Origin of the sequence: Endobacterium panacihumi, assembly GCF_050847465.1 — a bacterium.
Lineage (GTDB): Bacteria > Pseudomonadota > Alphaproteobacteria > Rhizobiales > Rhizobiaceae > Neorhizobium > Neorhizobium panacihumi.
The window spans coordinates 1-24,958 of the sequence record NZ_JBOZRA010000009.1 but is presented as its reverse complement, the minus strand read 5'-3'; the positions used below and the strand labels follow the sequence as shown (position 1 = coordinate 24,958).

The following is a 24,958-nucleotide window of genomic DNA, read 5'->3' as shown; positions in this document are numbered from 1 at the left end:
ATATTTGTTGTCTGGTCAGAACCGTTCGCCGGCAAAATGGGCAATCTGCGCGCCCGCTTCGTAATAGGCTTCCTTCAGCCCCCGCAGCGAGGGTTGTCTGGGATCGCTGACCGGCAGCGGCAAATCTTGTTCAGGCAGGTGGCCGAGAATATGCTCGGCCAGCACCTTGCCGAATGTCGTGCCTGGCGCGATGCCGCGGCCGTTGTAACCGCAGAAGCCGATGACGTTGCGGTCGAACCTGTGCAGGCGCGGCAGCGCGTTGTGGGTCATGCCGATCTGGCCGTACCATTCCGCTTCGAATTCGATCTCGCCGAGCTGTGGAAACAGCCGCGCCAGCGATCGTTTCGCCCAGCTTTTGTGGATGCCGATCCCCGTACCCCGCAATGCGCCGACGCTGCCGAACACCAACCGCCCGCCGCGATCCATGCGGAAGGAAGACAGCACGTCCTTCGTATCCCAGCAGCCTTCGCGCCCAGCCAGAATGGAGCGCAGAAGATTGTCGGAAAGCGGCTTTGTCGCGAGATTGAAATAGGGCAGGTGAACCTGCTCCTCACGAATGATACTCCACGGCCCGGTGCTGTAGGCATCGGTGGCGACGATCACCCACTCAGCCGAAATTTCGCCGCGGGCCGTCTGCACCACATGCCGGCTGCCGTTCTTCTCTGCCGCAATCACGGCGCTGCCGGTAAACAGTCTTGCGCCTGCCTTCACCGCCGCATGTGCCAACCCTCTGGCATAGGCGAGCGGCTGCAGCGTGCCGGCGCGCATGTCGAGCAGAGCACCGGAATAGGCCTGGCTTCCCACCCGCCGTTCGGTTTCGGCGGCATCAAGTATGGAGACCGGCGCACCGCGGCTCTGCCACTGGCGCGCGCGCTCCTCCAACTCCTTTTGACCTTCGGTGCCGACGGCCAGATGCAGCGTGCCGTTTTCGACCAGCTCGCAATCAATGTCATGTTTCCTGATCGTCTCGCGCACCAGCGCCGGGCCATTGCCGAGAAGGGTCAGCGCGCGTTCGCCATAACCCGGGCCGAGCTCTTTGGTGAAATCCTCCGGCATCACCCACATGCCGGCATTGATCAGCCCGACATTGCGTCCCGCCCCGCCAAAACCGATTTCAGCCGCTTCCAGAAGACACACACTGGTGCCGGCCTCGGCCAGATGCAGCGCCGCCGAAAGGCCGGTATAACCGCCGCCGACAATCACCACATCCGCTGCCTGCGCGCCCTCGAGAGGCGTTGTCACCGGTGCGGCCGGAGCCGTCTTTTCCCAAAGGCCGTGCGAACGTGGATTGTCGAGCATGATGCGATATCCGGATGGCGACTGGAGAAATCCTACCGCGCGTTTTTCGCCATGGCCATGCACATGTTCTCAATGGGTCATTCGTTCCGGGAATGCCTTGCCTGATCGCATGAGGACAGGCCATGCTTGCGATCGGGCGCCTGATCGGCCAATAGTCGGTCAGCCAATCCTGGACCGCTCGCGCGCGGCCTCACTGACGGGAAGATTTTGATGAAACCGATTTTCGTGCAATTGCGCTGCACCCCCGGCAAGACCTACGAGGTCGCCGATGCCATCTACAAGACCGAACTGGTCTCGGAACTTTATTCCACCAGCGGCGACTGGGATCTGCTGGCCAAGGTCTATCTGCCCGAAGGCGAGGAAATCGGCCGTTTCGTCAATGAGAAGATCGCCTGCATTGCGGGCATCGAACGATCGCTGACGACGATGACGTTCACCGCGTTCTGAAACGCGCCCAACAAAAAAGCCGCCCAACATGGAGCGGCTTTTATGGTTTCATGCCGGCTATCCGGCGTTTTCGACAATATTGATCCGTCACGCTCGTCAAAATTGCGGCTTCTCCAATCATGCATGCGCCGGATTGGCAGCGCGCGAACGCGCCAGATGGTCGTGAATGGCAAGCTTCACTTCGTCGGCAGAACCAAAACGCTGCTCGTCCAGATCAATGACGTGAAACTTCACGGCGATGAACTTCAGCCGGTTGTCATCCGGCACCACGATACCGACGGGCTCGCCGCCATATTCAATAACTTGCTTTCGCATGGGTAGACTCCAGCAGATACCGCGCCATAAGGCGGCACTGCGAAATGACTTAAATTCAGAAAACCGAGGTTACGTAAGGACCGTAGACGGTGATCGTCACATTCGACAGCGCGGAGAGGAGATGCACTCCACGCGTTTAAGTCGACGCACGCCCGGTTTAAGAGTGGCGGTAATGCAGGCGGTAATCGGCATGTCACTCTCCCTTCTGGCGTTGCGTTAGGATTAAACTGGAATCAAAAATTCCAGTATCGAATCTTCTCTACGACGAAACTCATCTTCGATCAACGAAAATCAATTTATCTAGAATATTTTTCTTTATGATGACAGGATCACGGCAAGTTTGTGAAATCTCATTCGCAAAATTGCCGTGTCTGGCACTTTGATTCAAATAGTAAGCATCATCTCGTCGGACAAGGGATCAGCCTTGTCATTCTCATCACGATCGCTCACGCTGATGTTTTCGTTCGGTTTTTCTTCCCGTGATTTCTGTTCGGCCAGAATGGCGGATAGCGCCTGCACAAATTTTTCGGCCGTCACGGCGTCGAGGCAAAGCGGTGGTCGCAGTCTCAACTGTCGCGGATCGTCAACCGCGGGTGTCACAAATCCACGATCCAGCAGCGCCTTGGCCACCGATTCGGCATGCTGCCCGGAAAAGATCAGGTCGATTGCCAGGCCTTTCCCGCCAATTTCAACGGAATGATTGAATGCGACCGGTTCCAGTGCCGCCCGCAGTTGATCGCCGACAAGGCGGGCATTGTCTTGCAGGTTGTCTTCGCGCAGAGCAAGGAGTGCAGCCGATGCCACGGCATAATCGACCTTATCGATCTCCGTGGCAGATCGGTCGCCCAATGATGCAGCCAGCTCGCTTCGTGTTACCAGGGCCGCCAGCGGCTTGCCGGGCAGAATGCTGCCGGTCACGATGATATCGGGCAATATGCCGTCATCTTCGAACTGCCAGAAATGAAGCCCGTTGCGACCAAAGCCCGTCTGTCTTTCATCGGCAATCCGCAAGGCCGGGGTCTGCGTTTCCGTGACGCCGTCCTCGAGATCGAAAAAGCCGGGCTGCCGGTCGTCGTTGCGCAAAAGGTTTTGCGCCAGTTCCATCATGTCCTGCTCAGTCCCGATTGCGGCAATTCCATCCAGCCCTTGCGGCAGGGTCTTCAGCAGTTGCTCGCGAAACCGTTGTTCGGAGGCTGACGAAACCGCCGAACCGGCCAGAAGTGACCATTGGCGGTAGGCAGCCTCGGCCAGCGCCGGATGCCCGTGCCCGACAATGCCCGCCGCGCCGGAAAAATCCGCAAGGGCATGGCCGATGCCGTCATAAACATGCGCACGCCAGCCACGCACCGGCTCACCGCGTTTTGGTGCCGGGGCGTCAATGTCGATTCCCAACATCTGGGAAGGCGACGGGCAGAGCCTGCGCCAGGCACCGGCGCGGGAAGGGGTGGTAAACAGCGGCGGTACGATCTCGGCATTGCGGCATAACCGGATGCGCAACCCGCCGACCGATCCTTCCGTACCGGCCACGGAGCCGATCGCATCTTCGGCAAACAGCGCCATGCCTTCGGTAAGCGGGCAGACCAGGCCTTCGAGATAAAGCGTGGCATCGCGCCCGACCAGAACCAGCTGTTGCCCGACTTCCTTCAACATGCCGCCGAACGGCGCCACCACCACACTGCCGGCCGGCACGCAGATATCCACGTGCAAAGCATGATTGTCCGCTTCGCCGCCATTGCTGCCGATGCTGCGGGAGAACCGGAATTCGCCATAACGGGTCGCGCCCATATGCGTTTCCCATGAAATCCGTGCCAGAAGGCGCCAGTCGATTTCCGGGTCGGTCCAGTTGCCGTCGACCAGCAACGGGCTGTCGATGCCCAGATCAACGAGTCGAATCTGGTCGACATCGATTTCCGGCAGCAAACGGCAGATGTCGTCCGGCAGCACTGACGATTGGTCGGTATCGAAATCGGTCGCATCCAGAATAGCGGCTTCCATCAGCGCCGGGTGGACACCGGTGGCGACTGCAAAAACCTTTCGGCCGATATGGTCGGCAGGCGCAGGTACCGGTGTAGAAAGGGCGGCGGCATCCTCCCCCTCGTCACCTTCGCCAATGTCCGGTGCCGCCTCGGCAATCGCATCATGTTCGGCCTGTGCGGCCAGAACGCTGGCGCGTGCGACGATCAGTGGCCACAGCGCCCGCAATTCCGGTTCCGTCAGCGGGTATGTGTCGTTGAAGGCGCGCACCGCTGGCAGAATATCGAAGGGATCGTCACCTCCGTGGGCAATCAGATCAGCGCAGGTCACGGCAAGGCTTGCCACCAGCCAGCCGCGCACAACGCCGCCGACATCGGTAATGCCCTCCGCTCTCCAGCCGCCATCTTCCGCCCGCCGTCCGGTCATGGCGGCCAGCGTCAGATCGTGATGCACAGGTTGAATACGCAGCATGGGACCCAAGGGCTGCACTTGCCGAAGCGCTGTCACCAACACTTTGGCAATCGGATCGCGCACCGCATGGTCACTGACGCCGCTTAAAAGCCGCAAAACAACCGGGCCGGCATGGCGCAGGTCGGAATCGACTGAGCGTTCCAGTCCCGGTTCGTCGAAATCGGCAAGACTTTTCGCCATCTCTCCGGCCAGCCGGCCGATGCCACCGATGTCCTGCACACTCAGCCGATTCGTCGTCGGCAAAATGATCCCGCCCTGGACGGTGGTGAGACGAATGGTGCCGCCATCCTCCGGCAGCGTCACGACATCGAGACCGTCCGACGTCGAAACCGGTTCCGGTGCATCCGGTGCATCAGCCTTTCGCGCGAGGTGTCGAAGGATCTTGGCTTCCAATGCCAGATCTGCTGCCCCATCGCCGTTTTCGATATCCAGCCGGTAGCGCATATGGCCATTGTCGATCACATAGGCATGTCGATGATCATCGATCGCCTCGGCATGGCCTGTAAGGCCGTAATGGTCGCGAAGAATCTGTTCGATCGCCGCTAAGGGCGTGGTTTCGTCCGGGCGCTGAGGTGGGGAAATCGTCTCGGCAAACGGGTCGGACATTCAACTCTCCGAAGGGTACTCTGTAACGGAATTAGCGCAGTCGTTTCATACGTCCATAGGCTGCAATTCATCCTTGTTGCTGCAGCGCTTTCACACGCAAGGCCGGGCCGATGGTTGGCAAATCGCAAAACCTAAAGCTGTCGGATAAAGCTTAAGCATTTATGCATGTAAGGGCGATAGAATTCGAGCCGATATGAGAGCACGGTCATGCGTGTTTCGGCGCGCGGCAAAAAGGGCTGACGATACCGAAACTGCGCCGAAACCGGCCGGCAGGCGGATTGAATTTTGATGGCACTTCCTCTCGTCTTTCCGCGCTCCGCCGCCATGCCGCTCACCTTTTCCGGCACGGTCGGTCTTTTCACCCCAGCTGCCATAGGCGCAGATCCGGTTGATCTCGCCGTGCTGTTCGCAAGTCCCTGGGGGCTTGAGGAAATGTGCACGCGAAAATTCTGGCGTCTGCTGTCGGAGAAGCTTTCCGATCTTGGCATAGCCAGCCTGCGTTTCGATTATCCGGATACGGGTGATGCGCTGGATGGTGCCTGCGATCTGCAGGGCCTATCCGCTTGGACCCAGAACCTCGTTCAGGCGGCCGCCGAACTTCGCCGGATATCCGGCTGTCGGCGCATCGCCGTCATCTCGCAGGGTCTTGGCGCCGTCGTCGCAGCCGAAGCAGCACCGTTTCTCAACGATGCCGAAGCGATGGCCTTCCTCGCCCCCGTCACCTCCGGCCGCCTGTATCTGCGCGAACTGGCGTTGTGGTCGAGGGTCGTGGATGAAAATCTCGGCCTCGACCAGCAACAGCGGTCCAGCCAGGGCGTGTCGATTGCCTCCCTCGTCTTGCCGCCTGCCGTTGCCGAAGATGTCCGCAAGGTCGATCTTCTCGGCCTGAAAGGTGTGCCGGCCCGTCATTGCCTCGTTGTGGAGCGACCGGACCGCCCTGCGGATGCAGCCTTTGCCGGGCACCTGAAAACATGTGGTGCGGATGTGACGCGTCACCCCTTTCAAGGCTATGACCGGCTCGTATCCAATCCGCTGGCGGCGCGACTGGCGCCGTCCGTCGTCGATAATATCCTCGGCTGGATCACCGCTCTGCCTGCTGCGCAAAACCCGCGCTCCGGCGGCCTTGCGCTGCCGGCTTCGGTCTCACCGCTCGCTGGTGACGGTTTTTGCGAAACGCCCGTGCGCTTTGGCCAGTATCAGCGCCTGTCCGGCGTCCTGTGTGAACCGCAGGGTGAGCGGCGGGGGGCGACGGTCGTGTTTGTCAGTTCCGCCTATGACCGTCATTGCGGCTGGGGTCGCAGCACGCTTCTTCTCGCCCGCGATCTGGCCCGTTCCGGTATCGCCTCCCTGCGTTTCGATATCGCCAATGCCGGCGACAGCCCGCCACGGCCGGGCGAACCGGAACAGGTTCTGTATGGCCCCGGCCAGAATCTCGACCTGCAGGAAGCCGTCAATTTTCTGACATCCCGCGATGATGGACCGGTTATCGCCGCCGGTCGCTGCAGCGGCGCCTATCTTGCCATGCAATGCGCCGAACTGGACAGCCGCATAACCGGCGTCGTCGCCGTCAATATCGCCACCTTCCGCTGGAAAGCCGGGCTCTCGGTCGAAGAAGCCGTCAGCAATGCCGGCCGCAGCCTGGGAGAATATGGCGCCCGCGCGTTGCGGCTCGAAACCGTGAAACGTCTGCTGCGCGGCGACGTCAATGTCGCCAGCGCGCTTTCCCATATCGGCAAAAGCCTGTGGGCGCGCATCCGCAATCGCGCGCTCGGCGCCGTGCGTTTCTGGCTGCCGCACGGTCGCTCCGTACAGGCGCTGTTTCGCCATCTGCATGCGGAAAACACGCCGGTGGCGCTGCTCTACAGCGAAAACGATTACGGGCTTGAAGAGTTCGATTATTATTTCGGCCAGGGCGGTGGTCGTCTCGCCGGTTTCGACAATGTCTCGGTGACGATGATCCCCGCCGCCGACCACAATCTCACACCGCCCTACGCGCGTGAAACCTACCTGTCTGCGGTTCGCCACATGGCCCTGCAGCTCGGCCCGGCGCAGCAGGCCAATGAGCGTGCAACGGCCGTCGAGCGATCGGATAAACTGGGACATTCCTGAGGCGCGCCGGCGTCGTCAACACCATGGTCAGAAGCGTGTGAGGTGCCCGCTGCCGAGTGCGCTGATCGACCCGCTCGGCCGGTTTTGCGCATCGGCGCTTGTCAAAGGCACCAGTTTCACCTGTTTCACAGTGCCGGGGGCCAGATGAAACCCGTTGTCCGCCACTCGAAAACCGTCGACGCCGATTGAAACCGACTGCGCAAGAATGTCGGTGGAAAGTTGTAAAACCCAGCCACCGTCTTCCCCCTTAACAAGGCTCGCCTCGATCGCCACCGCATGCAGGGCAGGTGTGCGACCCAGCGGAAAATGAAAGGCTTCGGCAATGATCCCGCCACTTGCCGCATCCTTCAGCCGGGCCACGGTTACGTCATGCGATGGCGGCCCGAAACGATAGGCATAGGTCGTATCGAAAAACGCGCCGAACAGGTCGGTCGCCGCCAGTGTCAGGCCCTGCCGGGCATCGAGTGTCAGCGTTCTTGAACCGCTCACCACCACCTGGCGCCCGTCGCGCAGACACGCAAGCTCGACCACCATATCCCGTGAAACAGCGCTATCGTTGACGACATGCACATCAAGTCCATTGGTGCCTTCATCGGACAACACCACCTGCACCGGGCGAAACGCCCGTTTCAGCGCATGCCAGGTGGATTTCGGCCGCCCAGTCGCATCGATCACGCCCCAGCCGGCTCCGGGCAGAAGATCCATCAACGTCCAGACCAGCGCGCCATGGCAGCTTGAGCCCGGCCGCCGCCATTCCGCAAATGTCGCTTCCATCACCTCGGCCGGCGCGGCGCGGGAAAAGGCAAGGTAACGTTCGGGGTCTTCATACCGCAGCCTTGCCGGTTCCAAGCCGTAGAGTGCCTGCAGATAATGGTCGCGTACATCCTCGAAATCCCAGGATGTGCCGGCATCGCGCGGCACCCGCGCCTTCCAGCGCGGATTATGCGAGGGCGGCACCGGCAGATGTCGTTCCAGCGTCTCGGCATCCGGCACATTGGAAAAGGCAAGGCATTCCGCCGCAAAGCGCACATTCGCACGGCGCGCATCGTCAAGCGGCCGGCAATAGGCCCCGACACCGTAATAATGCGCCACCCCGGCATTGGGGAAAAACGGCAGCGCTCCGCCGCTCGGCGAATTGTCCACGTAAGCCACGTCCGCCCGTCCATCGCGGCAAAATCCGGCCAGAATTTCGGTGGCCAGCGCGCCTTTAAAGATGCGTTCCGGCAGACCCATCATCGCACCCTGCTGGAACATCTCGCTGCCGCCGCAAAGGATGGCCAGTGAAGGAGAACCGGAAATCGCCGCCAGTAATTGCTCGACTTCGGTTTTCACGTGAATCAACAAAGCTTCATCGTTAGCCGGGTAATCGAAATTCGCGAACATCAGGTCCTGCCAGACCATGATGCCCAGCTCGTCGCAGAGCTTGAAGAACGCAGGCGTTTCGTAAGTGGCGATACCGGGAATGCGGATCATGTTCATGCCGGCTTCCGCGGCCAGTTCCAGCCATGGTGCATAATCCGCCCGCCCGCCGGGCAGCGAGACGATATCGGCGTTCGTCCACGCTGCGCCACGGCAGAACACGGCCTCGCCATTCACCCTTATGGCAAAATCGTTGCCATCGGCACCGCGATCCACCTCGATCCGCCGAAACCCGGTACGCCCGATGACCTCCTGTCCGGTGGCATCTTCGACAATCACATCGTGCAGAACCGGTTCGCCATGTGTCCTCGGCCACCAGCGTGTTACGTCCGGCAAAACCAGTTGGGCATTCATCCGGCCATCGGACAAGACAAAGGCGGCCTGCCGTCCATCACAGACCAGCCGCAGATTGTCGGTCCCGCTCTCTGCCGCATAGGAAACCGTTAAGACGCCCGTGCCATCCTCGCCCAGTGTCGAACGGATGGCAAAGTCCCGTGGCCTGGCATCCACGCGCAGGATCGAGATTGCCCGCCAGGGCCCCACCGCCACCACATCCGGGCACCAGCCGGGCATGAAACCCAGCGCCGTGGTGCGCAACAGCCTCAAACCTTGCGAGCGCATCATGCGTGGTCGCCAGCGGGCGCGTGGGCCGCTTCTCGTCAGATGCGGGCCGATCGCGCGAAAACACATGGCCAGCCGGTCGCTGCCGGTCAGCGTCACCCTCACGTCATGGGCCTCGAACATGCTTTCCGATGCGAGGATCAGCATATCGTTGAGATAGACTTCGGTGACCGTCGCCAGCCCGGCAAACCGCAGCACGGCCGCGCCGGCTTCGCCCGGCAGATCAAGCCGATACCAGGCATCGAGGTTTTCCAGCGGTGTCGGATAAGCGGCGTCGAATTTATCTGCGCCGCGTAGCGCCGATGCCACGGTGCCGGGTACCGGCGCTGCAATGGTTTCGACAGTTCCGGGAATATCGCCGGGTGCGGCATAGGCGCCGGGCTCACTCAAGGTCAGCGCCCATCCATCCGTCAGAAAACGCTCACTGCCGCCCATCAGCCCATCCCAATCCGAAGAAAAACCGCGCTAGCGTTTCAGGAACCGCAAAGAGGTGCCGAAACGCTGCTGCAGAACAGGCTTTAAGCGGCCTCGCGGGTGCCCGCAAGGTTTGCCGCAAGTCCGCTCATCAGTGCCTCCCAGGCGTCCGCCGCCGGGTCGAGCACCGTTGCCAGCGGCTCGAATTTTTTTCGGGCCACAGCCCGCGCCAGCAGGAATTGCGAGGATTTGGCCGTCTCCGCGATCTTTTCGGCATGGCCTGCCAGTTCGCGCCTTTCCAGCCAGATCAGATGGGCGGCCAAAAGTTCGAAATTGGCACCCATCTGCCGCAGCGTGTTGAAGGCATATTTATGGAAAAACGCGAACTCGCGTTCCGCCAGCTCTGCCGCCTGCGCAGGAAACAGCTTTGCGAACGCCCGCACCGGATTGCCGGCCGGCCGCCGCGCAAAATGCCGGCGCAAAAGTCGCTCGGCTTCATCGCGAATGTGTTGCGCATCCGCCTGTTGGGCCGGGAATTTCGCAAATTCCGTATAGGGCAGGAAGGGCGGATCCTTTTCCGTCAGATGGTGCTGAAAGATGCCGTCGAAATCCTCGCCGGAGAGCGAAAAGAAACCGCCATTGTGGAAATAATCCATTGTTCGACCGGCCACATCCAGCCAGTTGATGGCGACCGTGGTCTTGCCGTGTTCGGTGCCGTAGGTCAGGCCGCGTGTGTCGGGCAGATAAAAACTGTCCATTTCGAGAAGGCACAGACGACCGCGAGATATCTGCTCCAGCACATGGCCTTCCGGCCGGTCAAAGATCGCCAGTTCGGTCACGCGGATGCCGTAAAGGGTTTCGAGGTCTTCCAGCGGCACCTTGAAAAAGGTCATCTGGTCGCCTTCGAAATCCTGGCTCAGCGTAAAGCCCAACATGGCTTCCGGCGGCAGGCCGGTAGCGGAGAGCACCTCGATCCACAGGTCGACATAACAATTGGTTTCCGGCCAGATGCGGTCAGCCGCATGCAGTGCATGCGGCTGATAGTTCTGCGGATCAAGCTCGGAAAATACCGCCGTCATTTCAACCCCAGAGCGTTGCACGCACGTGTTCCGGCCAGTCCTTCACGTCCAGCCCATGCGTGTGGAACAGCGCCAGCGCAATGCGCTCCAGGCCGAAACCGACACAGGCCGTATGCGCCACGCTGCCGTCTTCCAGATTCAGGCCCCATTTGGTGCCAAATGAGTCCTGATGGTAGTTGAAGCTCATGCAGGCGGTCGGGTTTGCTGCCGAGGTGATCGGGATCAGCAGCTCGAATTTCAGATTCTGGTCACGCTGGTTGTTGACCATCATTTTTCCGGCACGACCGAAGAACGGGTCGTTGGCGACATCGATGGTCACGTCAAGACCGACAGCCTTCATCATCTCGACGCCCCGGTCCATCCAGCTCTGGCGGAAATCCGTCACATGTTGTTCCGTGCCCATGCAGATATATTCGCGCATGCGGAAAAGCTGCTGGCGGGCCGGATCCTTGGAAGGTTCGTGGCGGAAGCAATAGCTTTGCAGGTCAAACAGCGCACCGCCGGCCGGCAGTTTGCCGCGACGGGCAACGGTCGGATAAAGCGGGTAGCAGGCGGCGGGCGTCAGCACGATGTCGGTGGCCTTCTGGTCCTTGGTCCAGTCTTCCTCGCCCACTTCCATGCATTTCAACAGGCTCATGTGGTCGAGTTCGCTGCCGCAGAAGGAATGCACGGTGCCTGCCAGCTGCGGAAAGCTCTTCATATAGCCGCTGGTCTCGAAAAAGGCGCGGTTCATGCCCGGCGGAAAGCGCATGGCTTCCGCGCCGTCAGCGCCGCCCACCTTGTCGATCAGCCGTTCGAAGGCGGCAATCACGTCCTCGAACTGGCCGCTGCGGCCATAAAGCCCGTCGACGCCGGTATCGATCAGCAGACCGGCATCGAACAGCCGGTCGAGAAAGGAGGTCTGCATATCCATCACGTCACCCCTGAAAAACGTTGAAAAGGATTATGGGATGTCAGCCCAGCAGGCTGAAATCCGGTTTCTGCACCAGAAGCATGGTCGATGAGTTGGCAAGTATGCGGTCATTGGAAATCATCAGCTGCGCCGAATGAGCGTCACGCAGATGGCGGCCAAGGCTGTAGGGCGTGCCGTTCTTGTAGCCCATGATGCCGCAGATCAGCATCGCCTTGTTGATGATATCGAGGATCGTCTGCGAAGATGCGATCTTGATATTGTTCATGGCGATGGCGAACCCCATCGAAGACAGCTTTTCGCCATCCGCCTTGGCGTCTTCATAGGTGCGGATGCCGGAAAGCAGGCTGGATTTCACCATCTGCAACAGGTTCGAGGCCTCCGCCAGATGCAACGCGCCGGGCGGCACCTGACCGGCCGTCTTGCGGGCGGCGGCACGCACGAAGCTCTGAGCGCGCGAAACCGCATCGGCGGCAATGCCGAACCAGACCGCGCTCCAGAGAAGATGGCAGGTGGCCAGCATGGATTGCGCGGCGATTTCGGCAAAAGGTTGCGGAAATACCTGTTCGGCCGGCGCTTCGCCCCTGAACAGAAAACCATCCGAGCAGGTGCCGCGCATCCCCAGCGTATCCCAGTCGTGGGTATGCTCCAGCGTGTACTGGTCCTTGCGGAACACGGTCATCACCTGGTCGCTCGGGGCAGCATCGGCATTGGCGCGCGACGTGATCAGAATGGCATCGGATTCGATGCCATAGGAAATCACGGTTGCCTCTTTCGTCAGCCGGCAGGTTGCGCCGTCGATCTCTATGGCACAGATCGAATTGCGCAGGTTGCCGCCGATCCCGCCTTCAGTGGTCGCGGAACCGAGCAGAAGCTGACGTCCGGCCACTTCCTGCATGAAACCGGTGTGCCAGGCACTTGATTGGTAGTGCTCCACCAGGCTCGAGAGCTTGATGTGGTGCATGGCAAAGATCATCGCGCTCGAGGCGCAGGCCTGCCCGAGGATCGAGCAGACCTCGGCGATCTCCACAAGCGAGGCGCTTTCGCCGCCATGGGCTGAGGGCACCTGAATGCCGAGCAGACGCTCGGCCTTCATCGCGTCGATGGCTTCACAGGGAAACCGGCCTTCCGCATCGACACGGTCGGCAAATTCTGCTGCGACTGCCGCCACGCGTTGCGCGCGGGTGGCAAGCGTATTGTCGGTGGCAAGTGCAGCGAGAGACATCAGGCTGCCTCGCGACTCTTGATGATCTGCGCCACCGTTTCCTCGATCGCCTTGATGCTGGCGAAGGATTTGCGGTTCAGCAGACTGTCGGGGAATTCGATATCAAAGCTTTCCTCGATCGCCAGCATCACCTGCACGGAGGCGAATGAAGAAAGGCCGGCGGCATAAAGATCCGCCTCATCGGTGAGGTCCGTCACCGGTACGGGCAGGCCGCCAACACGGGCCAGCAGTTCGCGAATCGTCTCGTTCATCTCGACATCTCCCACGCATTCAATTGTTCATCGATTGATGCTCGGGTTTTAAAGAAGAGAGCCTAAGGAACGGCAAAGTTATTTGGTGAAATCTTGGATGCGGGATTCTGTATAATTTGAGAGATCGGCGGTCGAGCCGCGTGTGGATCCTCGGGTCAAGCCCGAGGATGACTCCAGAGGGTGGCGGAGCGAGGTGCGCCAATCAATATAAAGGCCAGTCGGGGACCATTGAGCGGCGGGCCTCCGCGGGCACTTCCATGCAGGAAAACGGCGCTTTGTGGCACCGGTGCGCCTCCTTCTCCTTGGTCATCCTCGGGCTTGACCCGAGGATCCACACCCAAGCCCTCCAACGTCAACGGCCCCCTCGCCACCAAAACTGACAAAGCCCGTGGACGTTTTGAGGGGTCGATTCAATGATATCAACACGTTGACTTCGAGTTCATCCCCGCATTTCGCGGATGTGCGATACTTCACCTGCCTTCGCTGCCGGAGTGTTTCGCGAGACGTTCGCGGGCAGGTGGGGGCCGGCGCTTGTGTCTGATCCGTAACGTGCGGAAAGGGCGCAAGGGGTGAAACTCATGGGTGAGGTGCGAATACCTTGCCCTATCAAGCCTTCCCCCGGCAGCCATGCCGGGTTCGGTTTAGCCGTGCAAGTGGCAGGTCCGCCCGAAAGGCGGACGTGAACAAAGCCACGCAGTGAGGTGAGAGGATCATCCGTAGAGGCCGGAAGCCTCGAACAAACGCCGAAGGCCACGCGAACGCGGAGCCACAGACTAAAACCAAAGTGAGGTTCCGCGTTCGCGTGGGCTCTCCGAATGAATACCCCCGGCCAAGCCGGGCCAGTGCAGGAAGGATCAAGCCGCGGGCGGGTGACGTCGCGCGAATGCGAACCTGTGTTTTCAGGCGAACCGATTATTTTGGAGGATAAACATGCGTTTCACCACGAAAATCGCTCACCGAATAACAGCCGCCATCAGGTCTCGCCGCATTCTCCCCGATCACCGCCTTGCCATGGCCGCCGGGAATATCCAGCACATAGGTCGGCTGGCAGAGACCCGAAATATTGCCGCGCAAGGCCGAGACGATTTTCTGTCCGTCCTCGATATCGAGACGAAAATGGCCGGTGCCGGGGGCAAGGTCGGGATGGTGCAGGTAATAGGGTTTGATCCGCGTCTCGACAAAGGCCTTCATCAGGTCGCCAAGCACCGCCGGATCATCGTTCACACCCTTCAGAAGCACGGTCTGGCTCACCATCGGAAAACCGGCATCCACCAGCCGGGCGCAGGCGGCACGCGCGTCCGCCGTCATTTCGCGGGCATGGTTGGCGTGCAGCGCCACGTAAACGACCTTGCCGCTTGCTTTCAGCGCATTGATCAAAGCGGCATCGATACGATCCGGTTCAACGACGGGCACGCGCGTATGAAAGCGCAGGATTTTCACGTGGTCGATTGCCGCCAGCCCGCGCATGATCACCGCCAGCCGCCGCGGAGAGAGCACGAGCGGATCGCCACCGGTGAGAATCACTTCCCAGATTTTTTTGTTGGCTTTGATATAATCGAGCGCCGCCTCCAGTTCGTCGGGCGCCAACGTGCCGTCGCCCTGCGGCCCCACCATTTCGCGACGAAAGCAGAAACGGCAATAGACCGGGCACACATGCACGGCCTTCAACAGCACCCGGTCGGGATAACGGTGTACGATGCCCTTCACCGGACTGTGCGCTGCATCGCCGATCGGGTCTTCGCGTTCCTCCGGCGTCGTGCCCAGTTCCTCTGCACTGGGCACGTACTGGCGGGCAATCGGGTCGTTTTCGTCAGAGCGGTCGATCAGCGACACCACGGCCGGCGTCAACGCGATCGCATAATCTTTCGCAACTGCGCGAATATCCTCCAGCTTGCCGGTTTCGATCAGGCCTGCGGAAATCAGGTCCTCGGGTGTCTTTAATGAACGTGCGACGGTCACCCAAACGTCTCCGCAACCGGAGCCCACATCACTTGGTCCACGCGCGTCGCGCCGGTCGCCAGCATGGCCAGCCGGTCGAAGCCGAGTGCTGCACCACTCGCATCTGGCATCACCGAAAGTGCTGCCAGAAAATCCTCGTCGATCGGGTAGGTTTCGCCATAAATGCGGGCCTTTTCCGCCATCTCGATCTCGAAACGGCGGCGCTGTTCGCCGGCATCGGTCAGTTCGCCGAATGCGTTGGCCAGTTCCACACCGCAGGCATAAAGCTCGAACCGTTCGGCGACACGCGGATCACGCGGCGAGGGGCGGGCAAGCGCCGCTTCCGAAACCGGGTATTCGCAGAGGATCGTGGCGCGGCCATTGCCCAGATGCGGTTCGATCTTTTCCACCAGAACCTTGCTGAACAGATCAGCCCAGCTGTCGTCTTCGGAGACGCGCAAACCGACGCGTTGCAGTTCCGCCGCCAGTGTGTCGCGGTCGTTCTCGCCGCTCGCCGAAATGGAGGAGAGCAGATCGATGCCTGCGAAACGCTGAAACGCTTCAGCCAGCGTCACCCGTTCCGGCTTGGCAAAGGGATCGCATTCCATGCCGCGAAACACAAAACCTTTGGTGCCGGTCGTCTCGGCCGCCAGTGTCAGCATGTCGGCGCAATCCGCCATCAGCTGCTCATACGCCTCGCCGACGCGGTACCATTCCAGCATGGTGAATTCCGGGTGGTGAAGCGGCCCGCGCTCGCGGTTGCGATAGACATGCGCGAAGGTGAAGATGCGCTCCTCGCCGGCGGAAAGCAGCTTTTTGGCGGCAAATTCAGGCGATGTGTGCAGGTAGAGCGGACTGGCCTGGCCGTCGATCGTCAGCGCCTCGGTTGCAAAGGCATGCAGATGCGCCTCATTGCCGGGAGAGACCTGCAAGGTCGCGGTATCGACCTCGACAAAATCCTGCATGCCGAAAAACTGGCGCAACGCCGTCTGCACCCGATTGCGTCCGATCAGGAAGGGGCGGCGGTCGGCATGAATGCTTTTTGTCCACCAGGGAGACGTGGAGGCTGCACTGCGGGTCATGGTTGTTTCTCTTCGCCACGCCGTGCTCCACGAAGGGCTGGCTATTTGGCGGATTTTGCGTTAGTTGCGCGGCCAAGGAAACCTGAAAAGCATCACTACGGCCATTTCGCCAGTCCTCTACGACGTGGCTGGCCGCGTTACAAGGAAGTCTTATGGTCAAGGTCATCGCCTCATCGGTCCGCAAGGGCAATGTTATCGACGTCGACGGCAAGCTTTACGTCGTTCTCACGGCTGAAAATTTTCATCCGGGCAAGGGCACGCCGGTCACCCAGGTCAACATGCGCCGCATCGTTGACGGCGTGAAGGTGTCGGAGCGCTGGCGCACGACCGAGCAGGTCGAGCGCGCGTTCGTCGAAGACGTCAACTTCCAGTTCCTCTATGAGGACGGCGAGGGTTTTCACTTCATGAACCCGGAATCCTACGATCAGGTCGTCGTCGATGTCGAGACCATGGGCGACCAGAAGGCCTATCTGCAGGAAGGCATGACCTGCATCCTGTCCATGCATGAAGGCGTAGCACTTGCGCTGCAGCTGCCGCGTCACGTGATTCTGGAAATCACCGAGACCGAGCCGGTCGTGAAGGGCCAGACGGCCTCGTCGTCCTACAAGCCGGCCATGCTGTCCAACGGCATCCGCACTGCGGTTCCGCCGCATATCGATGCCGGCACCCGCGTCGTCATCGCCACCGAAGACAATTCCTACGTCGAGCGCGCCAAGAACTGATCGACGCTTTCCGTACCGATATCAAGAAAAGGCCCCGCAATCGAGTTGCGGGGCCTTTTCGTTTGGAGTGAAAGCGAGGCGCGGAAACCGCGCCGCCTTCAGTTCTTGAGAGACTTGGCTGCGTAAACGGTCGGGCCCTTGGCGCCGGCCGGCGCCTTGCCATAGGCATAACCGCCACCCATGGCGACGCTCAGCGTCACGTAATCCTGCGCCATCTGGCGGATAGCCTGCGCGAGGTTCGACTGCGCCTCCGAAACGGTGCGCTGTGCATCGAGAACGTCGAGCAGCGAGGATGCGCCGTCGCGGTAGCTTGCCGTGGCCAGCGTCAGGGCTTCCTGGCTGGAAGCAACCGTCGCGCGGTTGGCGGCAACCGTGCGGCTGTCACGTGTGACGGCTGCAAGAGCGTTCTCGACTTCTTCGACAGCCGCCAGAACGGTCTGCTTCCAGGCGAGATAGGCTTCGCGTGCCTGCGATTCCGTGGCCGAAAGGTTTGCACGCAACTGACCACCGTCGAAGATGGGCAGGTTCAGCGTCGGGCCGAACCCCCAGGACAGGAGGTGGCTGTCTCCACCGCCGTTGCGACGGGTATAGGACGGCGAGATCGAACCGCTGAGGCTGATGCTCGGATAGAGATTGGCTTCGGCGACGCCGATATTGGCGACAGCGGCCGCAAGCTGACGTTCCGCCGCACGAATGTCCGGACGGTTGCGGACGAGATCGGCAGGTACGCCGGCGCGTGCGTTGAAGCGGGCAACCGGCTGGCGCGCACCCTTCTGCAATTCGCCGAGCAGCGACGATGCCGGCATGCCAAGCAGGGTTGCAACGCGATGTGCGGCCTGACGGTACTGCGTTTCCAGACCCGGAATAGTGGCCAGCGTGGTGTTTACCAGGCTTTCCGACTGGACGACGTCGAGGCGCGAAGCAGCGCCCGCGTCCAGCTGCAGCCTTGTCAGGGACAGGGTTTCATTGCGAGACTTCAGGTTGGCACGGGCGATCGCAATGCTTTCCTGGTAATAACGAACGTCGATATAGGCCGCCGCGACCTGGGAAAGCAGGCTCAGGCGTGCGGTGTCGACAGCAGCATCGGCCGCGCCGAGCTGGGCGATCGCGGCTTCTTTCGAGCGACGATAAAGGCCGAAGAAGTCGAGCAGCCAAGACCCTTGAAGGCCGGCGCTGACAGCCGTCGACGGTACGGACTGGGGAATCGTGCCGCGATAGCCTTTCGCGCCCGACCGGTTGACCTCGCTGTTGAGTGTAAGCGAGGGTAAGCCGCCGGCACCGGCGGAGATCACGTCCGCTTCCGCCTGAGTGATGCGTTCCATCGCCTGCAGGATGTCAAGGTTCTGGTCGAGACCCTGATTGACATAGCCGTTCAGGCGGCTGTCGTTGAACGCTGTCCACCACTGATCGGTGGAGACATCGCCATTGCTCTTGGCCTTGCCTTCGGCAAATTTTGCGGGAAGCGTTATTTCGGGTGCGGTGTGGTCAGGGCCGACGACACAACCGGACAGCAGAAGCATGACGAGGGGAGCTGCCGCGCGTATGGAAACCATGTGTTTTTCCTAATCTAACGAACCTTGGGGCTTCCTGCCGATCCGTCCTGCCCAGCTTGTCATCCATGCAAGCGTGCGAGACGTAGCAACTTTTCGCCGATTCAAAATCACTGCGTTAATTGACGGTTTTTTTACCTCTTGATAACCGCCGGACGATCACAAAAAGCGATGGGACGAAGAAAATTCCGAGGAGTGTTGCAGAAAGCATACCACCCAGCACTCCAATGCCGATCGCATTCTGCGCCGCAGACCCTGCACCGGTGGCGATTGCCAGCGGTACGACGCCCAGAATGAAGGCGAGAGAGGTCATGATGATCGGCCGAAGTCGCAATTTCGCGGCTTCGAGCGTGGCCTCGAAAAGCCCCATCCCCGTCTCCTGCCTGTCTTTGGCAAATTCGACGATCAGAATCGCGTTCTTTGCCGCAAGCCCGATCGTCGTCAGAAGGCCGACCTTGAAATAGACGTCATTCGATTGGCCGAGCAGATCCGCTGCCCCCACGGCACCGAGCACACCGACGGGAACGGCAAGGATGACCGAGAACGGGATCGACCAGCTTTCGTAAAGTGCGGCAAGGCAAAGAAAAACGATCAGGATCGACAGCGCATAGAGCATGGGTGCCTGCGAGCCGGAAAGACGTTCCTGATAGGAAATGCCCTGCCAGGCGACGGTGTAGCCGCCGGGAAGCGCCTCCACCAGCCGTTCCATTTCGTCCATCGCTTCACCGGTGCTGACGCCCGGCTTGGAGGCGCCGTCGAGTGAGATCGCGCTGGTACCGTTGTAACGGGCCAGTTGCGGCGTGCCACTCACCCAGTCCAGCTTGCTGAAGCTGGAAAAGGGCACCATCTCGCCATTGGTGTTGCGGGCATACCAGTATTTGAGGTCGGTCGGCTGCATGCGGTAAGGCGTATCGCCTTGAACATAGACCGGCTTCAACTCGTTGTTGAGCGTGAAATCGTTGACGTCGCGCCCGGCGAAGATGGTCGCCAGCATGGAGTTGACGGCCGACAGATCAACGCCCATGGCCCCAAGCTTTTCCTGATCGAGCAGGATTTTCAGCTGGGTTTCCGAGCGCTGGCTGTTGGAGCGCAGAGAGCTGATATAGGCGTTGGTCCCGGTTTCCTGAATCAGTTGCTGCGACACGCGGGTAAGCGCCTCATTGCCGTTATTGCCGCTGTCGACCAGATACATGGAAAAACCGGCCGAGTTGCCGAGGCCCTGAATGGCCGGCGGCAGAAGCGCAAAAACCTGGGCATCGCGCAGTGTCAGGAAATGCGCCTGTGCGCGGTGCATCACCTCGGCGGCCGACTGGCCGGTGCCGGTGCGCAAGTCGAAATCCTTGAGTTTGGTGAATACGATCGCGTTGTTCTGGCCGGTGCCGTTGAAAGAGAAGCCGAGCGCCCCGAAGACGGCGTCGACATTGTCCTTTTCCTGCCCGAGATAGAATTGTTCGACCTGTTTAACCACTGCTTCCGTACGTTCGGTGGTGGCGCCGACCGGCGTCTGGATGATGGTCATCAGCACGCCCTGGTCTTCCTGCGGCAGGAAGGAGCTTGGCAGACGGGCAAACAGGAAGGCGCAGCCGCCAACCACGATCGCGAACATCACCACCATGCGCAGCGGCCGTTTCAATAGGTAACCGACACTGCCGACATAACCATTGGTGGCGCGGTCAAAGTTGCGATTGAACCAGGCGCCGATCCCGCGTTGTTTCTTGTGATGGTCGATCGGCTTCAGCATCGTCGCGCATAGCGCCGGCGTCAGCACGATCGCCACGAGAGCGGATAGCAGCATGGCCGAAACGATGGTGATGGAGAACTGGCGGTAGATGACGCCGGTCGAGCCGCCGAAAAATGCCATCGGAATGAAGACGGCCGTCAGCACCAGGGCAATACCGATGATGGCACCGGTAATCTCGCCCATCGACTTCTCCGTCGCTTCCAGCGGCGACAGGCCCTCTTCGTCCATGATGCGCTCGACATTTTCGACCACGACGATCGCATCGTCGACGAGAAGGCCGATGGCCAGAACCATGGCGAACATAGTGAGCGTATTGATCGAATATCCGGTCAGCGCCAGAATGCCGAATGTGCCGAGCAGGACCACCGGTACTGCGATCATCGGGATCAGCGTGGCGCGGAAATTCTGCAGGAAGACGAGAAGAACGACGAAGACGAGAACGATCGCCTCGATCAGCGTGTGGACGACCTTCTCGATCGACAGCTGCACGAAGGGCGTCGTGTCATAGGGATACTGGATCTCGACACCATCGGGCAGACCCGCCGCAGCCCGGTTTAGCTCTCCCTTAACGAGGGCGGCGGTATCGATGGCGTTAGCGCCGGTCGCCAGATTGACGGCGAAACCGGCCGACGGCAGGCCATCATAACGCGAGCTGCCGCCATAACTTTCCTGGCCGATCTCGACGCGTGCGACATCGCTCAGACGCACATTTGCACCGGTCTGCTCGACCTTGAGGATGATTCGCTCGAAATCGTCGACCGTGGTCAGCTGGCTCTGCGCCGTCATCGTCACGGTCAGCTGCTGCCCTTGGGCGACCGGCTGCGCGCCGAGTGCGCCGACCGACACCTGCGTGTTCTGCGCCTCGATGGCGGAGGTCACGTCGGCTGCGGTCAGTTGGTACTTGTTGAGCTTGAAGGGATCGAGCCAGACACGCATTGCGTAGCCGGAACCAAAGACGTTGATGCTGCCGACGCCTTCGAGGCGCTGAACCTGATCTTCGATCGAGGTGGCAAAAAGGTCGCCGAGGTCGACCGAACTACGCTTGCCGTCACGCGATACCAGCGCGCCGACCATGAGAATACTCGAGGTCGAGCGCGAAACGGAAATGCCCTGCTGCTGCACCACATCCGGCAATTGTGATTGCACCAGTTGCAGCTTGTTCTGTACCTGAACCTGCGCAATATCCGGCATGATCGAGTTGCCGAAGGTGAGGGTTACGGTCGATCGCCCGGTGGAGGACGACGACGTCATGTAGGTGAGATCGTCGAGCCCGGTCATGCCGTCCTCGATAATGCTGGTGACTGATTTTTCGACGGTTTCGGCGCTCGCGCCGTTATAAGTGGAGCTGATGCGCACCGTCGTCGGCGCAATGTCCGGATATTGCGAAATCGACAACGTGGTGATCGCGAGCGCGCCGCCCAGCATGATCACGATTGCGATTGCCCAGGCGAAAACCGGTCGCCGGATGAAAAACTTGGCCATTCAGAAAACCTCGGGAGCCGATATCGTCGGATGCGGTCGGTGCTATCGTGTTATTGCGTCGGCTGTTTTGCCGCTTCGGCTTCGACAACCAGGCCATCCTCACCCACGGTTGCTTCGACAGGCTTGACCACAGCGCCATCGGCGATCCATTGAAAACCATCGATGACCAGCTTGTCGCCGTCACTGATGCCGGTATCGACAAGCCAGTTGTTTCCAGAGACCTGGGCGTTTTGGAAAAGCCGGGTTTCGACCTTGTTTTCAGCCGTCACGAATTTTGCCGAAAGCTCGCCGCGAGCGTTGCGGGTCGCTGCGCGCTGCGGAAGAAGATAGCCGGTTTCCATGCCGAGCGTCACCGTCGCGCGCACATACATGCCAGGCAGGATGAGGTTTTCTGGATTATCGAACTGCGCCCGGATCTGGTAGGTACCGGTCGTCTCGCTGACGGCGAGTTCCGACATGTCCAGCCGGCCGGTCTTGTTGTAATCCGTTCCATCCTCCAGCTTCAAGCGCATGTCGGCCTGGTTGGGATTGCCCTTCAGGCGACCGGCTGCGATGGCGGCGCGCAATTCCAGAAGGTTGGTACTGGATTCAGTCAGGTCGATATAGATCGGGTCGAGCTGGCGCAGCGTTGTCAGTGCCGTCGTCTGGTTGGCAGTAACAATATTGCCGACATCAACCTTGGAAATATCGGTGACGCTGTCGAAAGGCGCCTTGATCTCGGTATAATCGAGATTGATCTGGGCGGATTGCAGCGCTGCCTTGGCCTGTTCGACGTCTGCCTGTGCCTGCAAAAGCGTCACTTTCGCATTGTCGAATTCGATTTGCGTAGCGCCGCTGTTGACCAGCTTTTCATATCGCACGACGTTGGCCTGCGCGGTCGGCACGCTCGCTTCGGCCTTGGCGAGGCTTGCCTTTGCTTCTGCCAGAGAGGCGGCATAGCTGCTGTCGTCGATCTTGTAGAGAAGGGCGCCTGCCTTGACCTCGTTACCTTCGTTGAACACGACCTGTTTGATCATGCCGGCCACCTGTGGGCGGACCTCAGCGGTCTGGAAAGCGACAGCGCGGCCCGGCAGAACGCGGGTGATCGGCTGTTCCTGTTTTTTCATGATCACGACACTGACGGGCGACGGCGGCTTTTCGGCCGTGCTTCCTGCCTGACCGGTTGAACTCCCCGAATCGCTGCAGCCGGCGATGACCAGCGGAAGAGTGAGAAGCAAGAGACTGCGACGGTTCATAGGGTGCTATCCGGGCGACATGATTTTCGAAGCCCACCTTTGTGGCGGGAAAACGATGATGGCACGGCAAAAAGAGCTGCGGAAGCGCGTTTCGTTCGCCCAAATGTTAAATTATTTTAACAAATTGGCTGCCTGTCGTTTGCAAAGTGACGTAATGTAGAAATCGTCACTTTGCAAACGGATTTTGCAGCGCAGCGTTCACGAGTTCGGCAAGCCCGTCGCAACGGTCGTGCAATTCGTCCAGATCGGCATTGGCCAGAAGTGCGGGATGAAGGATGCTTGCAAAGGCAGCCGAGGCGCTTTGGCTTGCGACATCAGCGTTCTTGCAATGATAGGTGCCCGCCGCCATGCCTTGAGCAATCAGATCGGCAAAAAGAGCTTCGATCTTTTGGCGATAGAGCAGGGCGCTCGGCAGGTTCGCCTTTGAAACCATCAGGATCATCTCGAACAGGTGCGGGTTTTCGCGAATGTCCTGAAGATGCGCTTCCATGATGTTGCAGGCAACACGCGCCATGCGGGTCGGCGCAGGGGCCTGTTCGTCGAGTGTCGCCAGTCGGTCGACAAGATGGCGGATATGGCGCTCGCAGATCGCGTCGACCAGGGCCGGCTTGGAGTGAAAATGCTTGAAGATGTTGGCTGGCGACATCGACAGCGCCTGGGCAATGTCGGCAATCGAGCACCCGGCAATGCCACGCGCTCGAAACAAGGTTTCGGCCGCCTGCAAGATGTCTTCCCGGGTTTCCTCTGCCTTCCGCCTTGGCCTGCGCACGGCATATCCTTTTTCAGTCTTCGTTTTCTCCGAAAGGTTACGAACCGTTCGGAAAATAACCTTTGAGGTTTTCCCGCACACGGCCGAGCACCGGTCCGTTGGTGGTGTCGGATACGAAGGCCTGTCCGGTGATCATCTCAAACGCCATGCGATAGACGGCTGCCGTTTCCTCTATCAGTTCCGGCGGGATCGGCGGCAGTTCGTCCTTGTAGGGATCGCAACGTTCGACAACCCAGGCACGGACAAAATCCTTGTCGAAACTCTTCGGCCTCGTACCGGTGCGAAATGCGTCTTCATAGCTGTCGGCAATCCAGTAACGGCTGCTATCCGGCGTATGGATCTCGTCGGCCAGAATGATCGTGCCGTTCTCGTCGGTGCCGAATTCATATTTGGTATCGACCAGGATCAGGCCACGTTCGGCTGACAGTTTTTGACCACGTGCAAAAAGGGCCAGCGCGTAATCTGAAAGCGTCTGCCACTGCTGCGCAGTCAGCAATCCACGTTCGACAATCTCTTCCGGGGTGAGCGGTTCGTCATGTCCACCGTCAAAGGCCTTGCTGGTAGGGGTGATGACCGGCGTCGGCAGAGCCTGATTGTCACGCAGCCCGTCCGGCAGGTCGAGACCGTACATCTGCCGCTCGCCCTTTTTATAAAGTGTCAGGAGAGACGTGCCGGTCGTGCCGGCCAGATAACCACGCACGACGATCTCGACCGGCAGGATATCGAGACGCTTGCCGACCACGACATTGGGGTCCGGATAGGCGATCACGTGATTGGGGCAGATATCAGCCGTCGCCTCAAACCAGTAGCGCGCCGTCTGCGTCAAAACATGGCCCTTGTCGGGAATGGATGTGATGATCCGGTCAAACGCGCTCAGGCGATCGGTCGCGATGATGATGCGGCTGCCGTCGGCCAGATCGTAATTTTCGCGGACCTTGCCGTGATAATGGTTCGGCAGTTCGGGAATGAAGGCTTCGCTGAGAACACGCACGGGCAGGAACTTTCCGCAAGGAGGAATGATGTTTCCGCTATCGCATGTTTTTGGCGGCGGACACAAGGATGGCGCACGGACCGATGAGGCAGTCGGCGCCGACCGTAGACGCCTATATGTATATAATGTATCGAACGCGGCAGGAAGGAACAAAGAAAACGATTATATCTTTTAAATTCAATAACTTATTCGATTTTTGCATTTTTATGAAATTGGCCCATTGACGTTTTCGGGGGGCTCGGACTATAACCCGGTCACTGACGAGGGCGGCGGCGCTGCTGGCGACGAAGCCTCTCGTTCTAAAGAAA

At 60.1% G+C, this 24,958-nt stretch carries 18 protein-coding genes; 3 read left to right on the top strand and 15 right to left on the bottom strand.

Annotation, left to right across the window (positions count from 1 at the left end):
• Window positions 1–15: 15 nt before the first annotated feature.
• A complete protein-coding gene (locus tag ACRQ1B_RS26240) occupies window positions 16–1,299 on the bottom strand; it encodes an NAD(P)/FAD-dependent oxidoreductase (RefSeq protein ID WP_432297073.1) in 1,284 nt (427 codons plus the stop codon).
• Window positions 1,300–1,509: 210 nt separating this feature from the next.
• Between ACRQ1B_RS26240 and ACRQ1B_RS26235 the strand changes: the two genes are divergently transcribed.
• Window positions 1,510–1,746 (top strand): Lrp/AsnC ligand binding domain-containing protein, encoded by a 237-nt coding sequence (locus ACRQ1B_RS26235; protein ID WP_112729962.1) that lies wholly within the window; start codon window positions 1,510–1,512, stop codon window positions 1,744–1,746.
• Window positions 1,747–1,863: 117 nt separating this feature from the next.
• Here the strand turns inward: ACRQ1B_RS26235 and ACRQ1B_RS26230 are convergent, their stop codons facing one another.
• Complete coding sequence (locus ACRQ1B_RS26230) at window positions 1,864–2,061, bottom strand: hypothetical protein (RefSeq protein WP_432297072.1); 198 nt, start codon at window positions 2,059–2,061, stop codon at window positions 1,864–1,866.
• Window positions 2,062–2,445: 384 nt separating this feature from the next.
• Window positions 2,446–5,112 (bottom strand): aminotransferase class III-fold pyridoxal phosphate-dependent enzyme, encoded by a 2,667-nt coding sequence (locus ACRQ1B_RS26225; protein ID WP_432297071.1) that lies wholly within the window; start codon window positions 5,110–5,112, stop codon window positions 2,446–2,448.
• Window positions 5,113–5,400: 288 nt separating this feature from the next.
• On the opposite strand from ACRQ1B_RS26225, the gene ACRQ1B_RS26220 reads away from it, so the two are divergent.
• The gene (locus tag ACRQ1B_RS26220; protein WP_432297070.1) at window positions 5,401–7,221 is read left to right on the top strand and encodes an alpha/beta hydrolase family protein; all 1,821 of its coding nucleotides are present in this window, start codon (window positions 5,401–5,403) and stop codon (window positions 7,219–7,221) included.
• A 27-nt stretch (window positions 7,222–7,248) separates the two neighbouring features.
• On the opposite strand, the gene ACRQ1B_RS26215 is transcribed toward ACRQ1B_RS26220, so the two are convergent.
• The 7 genes from ACRQ1B_RS26215 to epmA form a co-directional block, all read right to left on the bottom strand.
• Window positions 7,249–9,696, bottom strand: coding sequence for a glycoside hydrolase family 2 protein (locus ACRQ1B_RS26215; RefSeq protein WP_432297069.1), 2,448 nt, complete (start codon window positions 9,694–9,696; stop codon window positions 7,249–7,251).
• Between the two features lie 83 nt (window positions 9,697–9,779).
• Window positions 9,780–10,754, bottom strand: coding sequence for a DUF1839 family protein (locus ACRQ1B_RS26210; RefSeq protein WP_432297068.1), 975 nt, complete (start codon window positions 10,752–10,754; stop codon window positions 9,780–9,782).
• Between the two features lies 1 nt (window position 10,755).
• Complete coding sequence (locus ACRQ1B_RS26205) at window positions 10,756–11,667, bottom strand: amino acid--[acyl-carrier-protein] ligase (RefSeq protein WP_432297067.1); 912 nt, start codon at window positions 11,665–11,667, stop codon at window positions 10,756–10,758.
• A 40-nt stretch (window positions 11,668–11,707) separates the two neighbouring features.
• Window positions 11,708–12,889, bottom strand: coding sequence for an acyl-CoA dehydrogenase family protein (locus tag ACRQ1B_RS26200; RefSeq protein ID WP_432297066.1), 1,182 nt, complete (start codon window positions 12,887–12,889; stop codon window positions 11,708–11,710).
• A complete protein-coding gene (locus tag ACRQ1B_RS26195; RefSeq protein ID WP_432297065.1) occupies window positions 12,889–13,140 on the bottom strand; it encodes an acyl carrier protein in 252 nt (83 codons plus the stop codon). The genes ACRQ1B_RS26200 and ACRQ1B_RS26195 overlap by 1 nt, the downstream gene beginning before the upstream one ends.
• A 912-nt stretch (window positions 13,141–14,052) precedes the next feature.
• On the bottom strand, window positions 14,053–15,099 hold the full coding sequence (locus ACRQ1B_RS26190; RefSeq protein ID WP_432297064.1) for a lysine-2,3-aminomutase-like protein: 1,047 nt from the start codon (window positions 15,097–15,099) through the stop codon (window positions 14,053–14,055).
• The gene (epmA, locus tag ACRQ1B_RS26185) at window positions 15,096–16,160 is read right to left on the bottom strand and encodes an EF-P lysine aminoacylase EpmA (protein ID WP_432297063.1); all 1,065 of its coding nucleotides are present in this window, start codon (window positions 16,158–16,160) and stop codon (window positions 15,096–15,098) included. The genes ACRQ1B_RS26190 and epmA overlap by 4 nt, the downstream gene beginning before the upstream one ends.
• 152 nt (window positions 16,161–16,312) lie before the next feature.
• Here epmA and efp point away from each other — a divergent pair, with 152 nt between their 5' ends.
• Complete coding sequence (efp, locus tag ACRQ1B_RS26180; protein WP_432297062.1) at window positions 16,313–16,882, top strand: elongation factor P; 570 nt, start codon at window positions 16,313–16,315, stop codon at window positions 16,880–16,882.
• 98 nt (window positions 16,883–16,980) lie between these two features.
• Here the strand turns inward: efp and ACRQ1B_RS26175 are convergent, their stop codons facing one another.
• The 5 genes from ACRQ1B_RS26175 to ACRQ1B_RS26155 form a co-directional block, all read right to left on the bottom strand.
• The gene (locus ACRQ1B_RS26175) at window positions 16,981–18,435 is read right to left on the bottom strand and encodes an efflux transporter outer membrane subunit (protein ID WP_432297061.1); all 1,455 of its coding nucleotides are present in this window, start codon (window positions 18,433–18,435) and stop codon (window positions 16,981–16,983) included.
• Window positions 18,436–18,550: 115 nt separating this feature from the next.
• On the bottom strand, window positions 18,551–21,655 hold the full coding sequence (locus ACRQ1B_RS26170) for an efflux RND transporter permease subunit (RefSeq protein WP_432297060.1): 3,105 nt from the start codon (window positions 21,653–21,655) through the stop codon (window positions 18,551–18,553).
• Window positions 21,656–21,705: 50 nt separating this feature from the next.
• Entirely contained in the window at window positions 21,706–22,890 is a 1,185-nt protein-coding gene (locus tag ACRQ1B_RS26165) for an efflux RND transporter periplasmic adaptor subunit (protein ID WP_432297059.1), read from the bottom strand.
• Between the two features lie 166 nt (window positions 22,891–23,056).
• Entirely contained in the window at window positions 23,057–23,614 is a 558-nt protein-coding gene (locus tag ACRQ1B_RS26160; protein ID WP_432297058.1) for a TetR/AcrR family transcriptional regulator, read from the bottom strand.
• A gap of 82 nt (window positions 23,615–23,696) precedes the next feature.
• Window positions 23,697–24,650, bottom strand: coding sequence for a phosphoribosylaminoimidazolesuccinocarboxamide synthase (locus ACRQ1B_RS26155; protein WP_432297057.1), 954 nt, complete (start codon window positions 24,648–24,650; stop codon window positions 23,697–23,699).
• Between the last annotated feature and the right edge of the window lie 308 nt (window positions 24,651–24,958).